Here is a 5,496-nt window from a genome sequence, read left to right as displayed (position 1 = left end):
AGCAGTTTTCCGGACAGCACCGAGAGACTGCGTAACGCTTCTTCAATTTCTGCAACATCATTCTTGAGATAATCATCGGGCATTCTGGTTTTCAGTCGCTGCACTTTGGCAAGCGCTGTTGCCAGGGGAGTTCGCAGTTCATGGGCACTGTTGGCGGTAAAGCTGCGTTCTGATGCGAGAGCACGATGCAAACGCTCAAGCAGCCGGTTGATGGCACCGGCGATTGGTTCAAATTCACGGGGTAACTGCTCTTCTACAACAGGGGACAGATCTCCCGCGCCGCGGGATTCAATGTCTTGCTGAAAATCGACCACCTTACGAAGGGAAAGCCGGACAATCCACCAGACACCCAACAGGCTGACCGGAATCAGCACCAGTAAAGGCAACAGTAAGGCTAATCCCGCCTCCAGAGCGGATTCACGCCGGTGCGCCAAGGGTTCGGCCACTTCAAGATAGATGGTATAGCTGACTGCAGATACGCCATATAGCCGGTGGGTCAGAGTATCTGAAAACCCTTCTGCGGGGGTCCTGCTAAACACGCCAGGGTCGGCATCGTGGGACTGGAGCAGAATATTTCCAGCTTCGTCCCGTACCAGATAGGTCAGGTATTCGTCATGGTCTTTCAGGGCTGGGGCCTTTTGATTGCCCGCGCCGTTCTCACGGTTCAGGATGTCGGTGACCGCCAGTGGCAGTATGCGCTGGGCGGTTTCTTCCAGGGCACTGTCGAAGACCTCGTTCATTTCATGCTGTGCCACCAGTCCCGAAGCGGTCACGCCCAACAGCCAGAGTAGGGTGACACCGAGTGTCAGGCCGATACCGAGTGTTTTTTGCAGGCTGGTTCTAGTGGTCATGTGTTTCCAGGCGATAGCCCATTCCCCTGACGGTTACGATAGCGTCCCGCCCCAGCTTTTTACGCAGACGGCTGACATAAACTTCGATGGTGTTACTTTCGATTTCGGCCCCGAAAGCGTATAGACGATCCTCCAGTTGCGATCGCGATAACAGCATTCCGGGTCGCTGGATAAAGCCCTCAAACAATGCCCACTCCCGTGCCGTAAGTTCTACCGGCAGGCCGTTGCGACTGATGCGGTGATCGCCAAGATCAATCATCAGCTCGCCCACTTGTATGATCGGGCTTGGATTGCCGCGATATCGGCGAGCCACCGCGGCCACGCGGGCCGACAACTCCGAAAGATCAAAGGGTTTGACCAGGTAGTCGTCAGCACCGGCATTCAATCCTTCAATCCGGTCAGACACCTGATCCCTGGCGGTCAGAATGATCACCGGTGTTGTTATTCCGGTAGCCCGGATCGTTCGCAAAAAGCCGAAGCCATGGCCGTCGGGCAGCATCAGGTCCAGCAGAATCAGGTCGTAGGCTGTGGTCCTGATACTCGCCTCAGCAAAGCGCAGAGTTTGCACCCAGTCCACGGCGTGGCCGTCGTCCGCAATCTGATCCCGGACCGCCTCGCCCAATCCCGCCGTATCCTCCACCAAAAGAACCCGCATTGTTCACCTCTGACCCAGCCCTGAAATCAAGATACTACAGCTCGAACCTGACAACAGCCTGAATGGTCAATAACGCTTCGATCTCTCTTCACCGACCTTCAGCTGGCTGTCAGGTTTGGGCGCTAGCCTTCGGGGGAATATTCCAGGTACCGATCGCAGGAGATGTGATGATGCGGATGATTTTTCCTTTCGTTGTGTTGGTTTTGGGCCTATGGGCCTGGAACCTCTTTGCAGGTCCTGGGGCCGGTTCTCCCTGGGCAGTCTATGACCAGAGCCTGCTGCTCAGTGGGCTGTTATCCATTGCTCTGATGTCACTAGCCATGATGTTGGCACTGCGCCCAGCCTGGTTGGAGAGACCGCTGGGCGGGTTGGATCAGATCTATCGCACCCACAAATGGGCGGGCATTCTGGCAGTGGTATTCGCCGCCGCCCATTGGCTGATTGAAATGGGTGACGATGTAATAGAGTCGGTGTTCGGAAAAGCCGGCAAGCTGCACGATCAGGATTATTCCGGGTTCATCGACACCATGCGCGATGCGGCGGAAGAGGTAGGGGAGTTCGCCATCTATCTGCTGTTCGCCATGCTGCTGATCACCTTGTTGCGCAAGTTCCCCTACAAATACTGGCGCTATTTGCATCGCGGCATGCCGGTGCTTTATCTGTTGCTCGCTTTCCACGCGGCGTGGCTTACTCCGCTGCAATGGTGGCAGCAGCCAATCGGTGTGCTGATGGCCATTTTGCTCTTTGGCGGCAGCATCGCCAGCGGGCTATCCCTGACCGGCAGAGTTGGTCGTCGTCGCCAGGTTCGCGGCATGGTCACCGCGATCAAAACACCAGACCGGGACGTCACCGAAGTTACCTGCCACATGGGGCCGGCATGGCCCGGTCACCGTGCGGGGCAATTCGCCTTTGTGACCTTCGACCGACTAGAGGGCGCGCACCCGTTCACGATTGCCAGTGCCGATAGGGAAAATGGCACGGTTACGTTCATCATTAAATCGCTCGGCGACTTCACCCGCAATCTGAGCCAAAAAATCAGAGTGGGGCAAACCGTGAAGATAGAAGGCCCTTACGGCTACTTTAACTTCGAGCGCCGCAACCGCAAATCCCACCAGATCTGGATAGCCGGTGGCATCGGGATCACGCCGTTTCTGGCCTGGCTCGAAGCTCTAAGCAGCGCCACCGACGCCACCGTGCCTGAAGCCGATCTGCATTACTGCACGCGCAACGCCGGCCAGGATCCCATGGTGGATCGACTTCGGGCGCTTTGCGATGGCTTTCCCGGGATACACCTCGAGATTCATGACAGCAGCAAGGGGCAGGGGTTGTCTGCCGAGACGTTGTCTACCAACGGACGCTCGGCAGCAGGCGCAGAAGTCTGGTTCTGCGGCCCGGCAGGGCTGGGGGAAGCCATTAGAAACGGCTTGCGGGCAGCACCGTTCCGCCTGACTCGCTTCCATAAAGAAGCCTTCCAGTTCCGCTGATAATGTCTGGTTTGTTCAGGGCATTGTCAGGTTAGCGTCTTAAAGTGGATTTAACACAACCAGCAGGAGAGACACCATGAAGACCAAACCCATTCTTTTGAGCCTGTCTTTGTTGCTTCTCAGTGGCACCGCACTTGCCGATGACGACTGCAATGATCCGGTGGCGAATTGGCAGCCCCGTGAAAATCTGCGGGAAAAACTGGAAGCCGAAGGCTGGACAGTTCACCGAATAAAGGTTGACGACGGTTGTTATGAAGTCAGGGGCCTCGATGCCGATGGGGTCAGGGCAGAAGCCTCCTTCGCGCCCGCTTCACTGATCATGATGAAATGGGAGCGTGAAGACAGTGACTATGAGGAGAGGGACCACGGCAACAGGAAAAATGGACAGGACAATCCCAAAAGTCAGGCGCAACGCAACGGCATCGTCAAGGGTCGCCCCACGGTTACCGTTGAGTAACTGATTGAATTTGGCCTGTTCATTTAACGCTCATCAGGTTTTCGGAGACCATTTATGAAAACGTTTGTTCTCACTTGCAGCCTTTTTGCAGCCCTGGTTATACCGGCATTCGCCCAGGCCCGCGACGTGACCTTCACTACGGAACTACAGAATTACGGTGGCGATGGAGCCTATCTGGCTCTGTATCTTACGGATGCCGCCGGGGAATATCAGGGTACCCTTTGGGTTTCCGGGAAGAAATCTAAATACTACAAACACTTGGGAGGCTGGGCCCGCGGCAGTCGGCTTGATCCGGCAGAGTACGATGGCTTGACCGGTGCCAGTGTCACCAGTGGCCGCACGTTGAAAATCACTCTTAACCTAGATGATTCGCTGATCGACAACGGTTATGAGGTTCGGGTCGACTCTGCCGTTGAGGATATGCGCGATATTCGAGCTGATGTCATAGCCCCCCTGACCACTGAAGGTTCCGGGAAGCCGGTTTCCGGGCGCGGTTACGTGCGCGCTCTTACCTACGAGCTTCAATAATCCACCGGGAGCGTCGGCTATGTTGCGCAAGTTCCACAGCTTACCGGGCCTGCTTGCTGGTTTGCTTCTGATGGTTCTCTCAGTCACGGGTGCTGTGTTGGCTTTGGCGCCGGTGCTGGAAAGAGCCTCAGCGGTCATTCCGGCTTCCGGTGAAATCAGTATCGCCGAGCTGGCTGACCGGATCGTTGCTCACTATCCCGGGACTGAGCAGATCGTGCGAGAACCTTCTGGCAAGGTCATTGTGTATTACAGCCATGACGGCCAGGCCGGTGCGGATCTGGTGAATCCGGTAACAGGTGAGGGCACCGCACCCTACGAACCTTCCGCATTTTTTGGCTGGGTCAAGGACCTGCACCGTGCGTTTATGCTGGATGATGCCGGTAGAGCGCTGGCCGGCGTATTAGCTGCTTTGATGGTACTTCTGTGTCTTTCGGGAATATTGTTGATAGCCCGGCGTACCGGGGGTTGGAAGAATATACTAAGACCGCTTTCCGGCTCAGGCGGGAAACGAATCCATGCCGAGCTGGCCCGGTTTGCCGTGCTCGGCCTACTGTTATCCGCACTGACCGGTAGCTATATGTCGGCACAGCGCTTTGGTTTGCTGCCGGAAGCGCCTGACACAGGGCCAGGGTTTCCGGCTGAGGTCTCGGGCGGGCAACCATCGCCTGTGGGCACCTTAAAAGCGCTAGGCAATTTCGATCTTGGCGAACTCCGGGAACTGGTGTTTCCCTATCCCGGTGATCCGCAGGACGTCTATTCGCTGTCAACCGCCGGCGGCTCCGGATTCGTGGACCAGGCTACGGGCGAGTTGCTGCAGTTCCAGCCGCGCTCTGACAGCGGCGTATTACAGGACTGGATTGTACGTTTGCACACCGGTGAAGGCCTATGGTGGCTTGGCCTGATTCTTGGCGCTGCGGCACTGACTGTGCCAGCTCTCTCGATAACAGGTGCAACCATCTGGTGGCAGCGTCGCCGGTCTTCAGGGCAGCTTCCTGACAACGCCGATGCCGCTCAGGCGGATACAATTATTCTGGTCGGCTCCGAAGGTAATGCCACCTGGGGATTTGCCCGGGAACTCCATAGCAGCCTGAATAAGGCCGGTTTCCGCGTGCATTGCAGCGAGATGAATGCCCTGGCTAAGCAGTATCCGCAGGCTTCCAGGCTGTTCGTGCTGACTTCGACATACGGCGATGGTGATGCACCCGCATCGGCCCGGCAGTTTATGGCCAGGCTCAAAGAATTCCGGGCTGAGAAGAACCTGCGATACACGGTACTGGGTTTTGGTGACCGGCAGTTTCCGAACTTCTGTCAGTTTGCCTTGTCGGTGGATACTGCGCTCGCCGGTAAAGGCGTCAGCCGTTTGCACGCCATTGAACTGATTGATCGGTGTTCTGCCTCGCAATTCAGTGAGTGGGGAAACCGGGTTGGTGAGGTTATCGGTACTCCGCTTTTCTTGAACTACTGTGCATTGCAGCCAGCAACGGTCAAACTGGAACTGGTAGAAAGGGCGGATTACGGGAT

At 56.5% G+C, this 5,496-nt stretch carries 6 protein-coding genes; 4 read left to right on the top strand and 2 right to left on the bottom strand.

Annotated features, from left to right (window positions below):
• On the bottom strand, positions 1 to 851 hold an 851-nt coding region (locus ACSSVV_RS20715), incomplete at its 3' end, for a histidine kinase dimerization/phospho-acceptor domain-containing protein (RefSeq protein WP_454106948.1).
• Positions 841 to 1,506 (bottom strand): response regulator, encoded by a 666-nt coding sequence (locus ACSSVV_RS20710; RefSeq protein WP_011786648.1) that lies wholly within the window; start codon positions 1,504 to 1,506, stop codon positions 841 to 843. The genes ACSSVV_RS20715 and ACSSVV_RS20710, both read right to left, overlap by 11 nt.
• A 167-nt stretch (positions 1,507 to 1,673) precedes the next feature.
• Here ACSSVV_RS20710 and ACSSVV_RS20705 point away from each other — a divergent pair, with 167 nt between their 5' ends.
• The 4 genes from ACSSVV_RS20705 to ACSSVV_RS20690 form a co-directional block, all read left to right on the top strand.
• On the top strand, positions 1,674 to 2,990 hold the full coding sequence (locus ACSSVV_RS20705; protein ID WP_454106947.1) for a ferredoxin reductase family protein: 1,317 nt from the start codon (positions 1,674 to 1,676) through the stop codon (positions 2,988 to 2,990).
• Between the two features lie 76 nt (positions 2,991 to 3,066).
• Positions 3,067 to 3,447, top strand: coding sequence for a PepSY domain-containing protein (locus ACSSVV_RS20700; protein WP_224848287.1), 381 nt, complete (start codon positions 3,067 to 3,069; stop codon positions 3,445 to 3,447).
• A gap of 54 nt (positions 3,448 to 3,501) precedes the next feature.
• Positions 3,502 to 3,975: a DUF2271 domain-containing protein gene (locus ACSSVV_RS20695; protein WP_224848285.1), complete on the top strand. Its 474-nt coding sequence runs from the start codon at positions 3,502 to 3,504 to the stop codon at positions 3,973 to 3,975.
• 19 nt (positions 3,976 to 3,994) lie between these two features.
• The coding region (locus ACSSVV_RS20690; protein ID WP_454106946.1) for a PepSY domain-containing protein at positions 3,995 to 5,496 on the top strand (1,502 nt) is incomplete at its 3' end.

This window comes from Marinobacter sp. MBR-105, from assembly GCF_053628895.1.
This window is presented reverse-complemented; position numbering and strand designations above follow the sequence as displayed.